The following is a 3,669-nucleotide window of genomic DNA, read 5'->3' as shown; positions in this document are numbered from 1 at the left end:
CGATTGGGCGGCATGTCCGTGGATTGGCTGCTGTCGATTGCCAACCTGAATGTGATTCCCGATGCGGTGCTGTCCTTGGCGGATCAGGCGGTGAACTTTCACGACGGGCCGTTGCCGCGCTATGCAGGCCTCAACGCGCCGGTCTGGGCGATCCTGAACGACGAGGCGCAGCACGGAATCACCTGGCACCGGATGGTTGCGGGCGTGGACGAAGGTGCGATTGTTGAACAGCGGATGTTCCCGATCACCGCATCGGACACCGCGCTGACGCTCAACACCAAATGTTTCGAGGCGGCGATCGAGAGTTTCCCCGCCGTTCTGACCGCATTGGAAACCAATGCCCCCGGCCTGCCGCAAGACCTGTCACAGCGGAGCGAATATCGCCGCACGGATCGCCCGAAAGCGGCGGCGCGACTGGATTTCACCCAAAGCGCGGAAGCGGTGCTTCGGTTGGTCCGCGCGCTGGATCATGGCGGCTATGCCAACCCATTGGCGATCCCGAAGATTGCGGTTGACGGTCGTATCGTGTTGATCGGTGCTTGTGCATTGGCGCTTGGAGATGCAGCGCCCGGCACGGTGCTGGACGCGACGGAGGAGGATCTCGTCGTCGCCTGTGGCACGGGTGCGGTACGCTTGTCGGGTCTGCGCGATCTTTCAGGGGCGAAGGTGTGCCCAAAATCGCTGGGGGTTGCGCAGCTCGCCAGCCCCGGCGCTGATGGGGATGCGATCACGGCTGCCATCGCTGACGCGGCCCCGGGCGAGGGCGCGATGCGTCGGGCCTTGGCCGCCGTTGTGCCGTTTGATCTGCCAGGTGCCGCCGCGCCCACCCCAGCGCCGGATTGGCAAAACCTGCCACTTCGCGCGGCGCATGACCTGTTCACATTGGCTTTGGGCGCGGCCCGCGCGACCGGTCAGGACGCTATCGATCTGGGCTTTGCCAGCAAGACCGCCTCACCCTACCTGTCCGGCTGGTCCCCGCTGCATCTGGACGCCAGCGGCACGGTTGCAGCCGCGCGCGCGGGTTTTGAAGAGGCACTGAACACCGCCCGCCAATCACCGGGCTTCGCTGTGGATTTGCCTTTGCGCAACCCGACGCTGACCGGGTTGCAAACTCCGCCCGTCGCGTTGTCGGATCGTGATCCCGCGCGCGGAAGTGTCATCACCCTGACCTGCGACACGCTCCATTTCGACGCCACCCGCATTGATCGGACAGAGGCACAGGCCATCGTCGCCCGCCTGCAAACCCTTGCTGCCGCCGTGGACGGGGCACAGACGATCCAATGCGCCGATCTGCCGATCCTGCCCGCCGCAGAGCGTGACCTGATTCTGAACCAGTACAACGCAACCGCGCGAGACTATGACCGCACCCAATGCGTGCATCAGGCGTTTGAGTCACAAGTGATCCGCACCCCCGATGCCGAAGCCGTTGTGTTCGAGGGGAAGACGCTGAGTTACGCCGCACTCAACGCCCGGGCAAACCGTGCCGCGCATGTGTTGATGAAGATGGGCGTGAAGCCCGGCACTCTGGTCGGGCTTTGCACCTCCCGTTCACTGGATATGCTGGTGGGGGCGCTGGCGATTCAGAAGGCGGGCGGCGCCTATGTGCCGATGGACCCGAGTTACCCGGAGGAACGCATCGCGCTGTTCATCGAGGACAGCGCCGCGCCGGTGATCGTGACGCAAAGTGCTTTGGCCGCAAACCTGCCACCAGGTCGGGCGCAGACCCTGTGTCTCGATACGGATACGCGCCTTGCTGCTGCACCCGAAATCAACCCGGATTCTGGCGTCACGTCCGCGGACCTGGCTTATTTGATCTACACTTCCGGCTCCACCGGCAGGCCCAAAGGCGTGATGGTGGAACATCGCAACGTGGCGAATTTCTTTGCGGGCATGGACCAGCGGATCGACCACGAGGCAGGCGCGGTCTGGCTTGCCGTCACCTCGCTTTCCTTTGATATTTCGGTGCTGGAACTGTTCTGGACCTTGGCGCGGGGTTTTACGGTGGTGCTTTCCTCCGACGAAAACCGGGCGCTGGTGTCATCCAGGCCGATAACATCGACGCAGGGAATGGCGTTTTCGCTCTATTACTGGGGCAATGACGATGGCGCCGGGCCGAAGAAATACGAAATGCTGCTGGAAGGCGCGAAATTCGCCGATGCCAACGGTTTCTGCGCGGTCTGGACGCCGGAGCGGCATTTCCACGCTTTCGGTGGCCCCTATCCGAACCCTTCCGTTACCGGTGCGGCGGTTGCGGCAGTCACGAAAAACATCGGCGTGCGCGCGGGGTCGTGCGTTGCCCCGCTCCACCACCCGGCGCGGATTGCCGAGGAATGGGGCATCATCGACAACCTGACCAATGGCCGCGCGGGCCTTGCCATGGCCAGCGGCTGGCAGCCCGATGACTTCCTGCTCCGCCCGGAAAACACACCGCCGAACAACCGCAAGGCGCTGTTCGACAGCATCGACCAGGTGCGCCGTTTGTGGCGTGGCGAAGCGGTGGAATTTCCCACCGCAAAAGGCACTCATTCCGTCATCACCCAACCGCGCCCGGTGTCGAAAGAGCTTGCGATCTGGGTCACAACCGCTGGCAACCCGGCGACATGGATCGAGGCGGGGGAGATTGGCGCGAATGTGCTGACCCACCTGCTTGGCCAGTCGATTGAGGAAGTGGGCGACAAGATCAAGCTCTATCACGCCGCGTTGCGCAAAGCCGGTCACAACCCTGATGATTTCAGCGTCAGCCTGATGCTGCACAGCTATATCGCCGAAACGCGCGAGGCGGCGCGCGACGTTGCCATGGGGCCGATGAAGGATTATCTGCGTTCCGCCGCAGGGTTGATCAAACAATATGCCTGGGCGTTTCCGGCGTTCAAGAAACCCGCAGGCGTTGAAAACCCACAGGAAATTGACCTGCGCAGCCTGTCGGAGGAGGAGAATGAGGCCATCCTCGACTTCGCCTTCAACCGGTATTTTGAGGATTCCGGCCTGTTTGGCACGGTGCAGGATTGTCTGACGCGGGTGGAGGCGTTGAAGAAGATCGGCGTGACGGAAGTTGCCTGCCTGATCGACTACGGCATTGCGACCGATAAGGTGATGGAGGGGTTGAAACCCTTGGCGGAGGTATTGCGCCGCTCCAACACAGCCGGTCCTGCAGTGGATGATTATTCGATTGCAGCGCTACTGATCCGCCACAAGGTCACACATCTGCAATGCACCCCGTCAATGGCGCGGATCATCGCGATGAATGAAGACAGTCGCGCGGCATTGCGCGGGGTGAAAACCCTGCTGCTGGGGGGGGAGGCGCTGCCGCCCGCTTTGGTCGATGATCTGCGCAGCGTCACGGCGGCGCAGATTGGGAATATGTATGGCCCGACAGAAACGACGATCTGGTCGACAACCGCATCCATAACAGAAAGCGCCGGGGCCGGTATCGGCACACCGATTGCCAACACACAGGTCTATGTGCTTGACGCCGCTCAACGCCCGGTGCCGCCCGGAGTGGCGGGGGAATTGTGGATTGGCGGCGATGGCGTAGCGCGCGGTTATTGGCAGCGCGCCGATCTGACGGCGGAGCGGTTCCTGCCCAACCCGTTCCACTCCGGCCGCATGTACCGCACTGGTGATCTGGTGCGCTGGCAAGGGGGCAAGCTCGATTTCCTTGGCCGGGCC

At 62.9% G+C, this 3,669-nt stretch carries 1 protein-coding gene; it reads left to right on the top strand.

Annotation, left to right across the window (positions count from 1 at the left end; translation table 11 throughout):
• Positions 1 to 12: 12 nt before the first annotated feature.
• On the top strand, positions 13 to 3,669 hold a 3,657-nt coding region (locus L0H65_RS16300), incomplete at its 3' end, for a MupA/Atu3671 family FMN-dependent luciferase-like monooxygenase (RefSeq protein WP_367652007.1).

The organism is Pseudorhodobacter sp., from assembly GCF_030452865.1.
GTDB lineage: Bacteria > Pseudomonadota > Alphaproteobacteria > Rhodobacterales > Rhodobacteraceae > Pseudorhodobacter.
The sequence above is the reverse complement of the archived record's forward strand: the minus strand, read 5'-3'. Positions and strand labels throughout refer to the sequence as shown.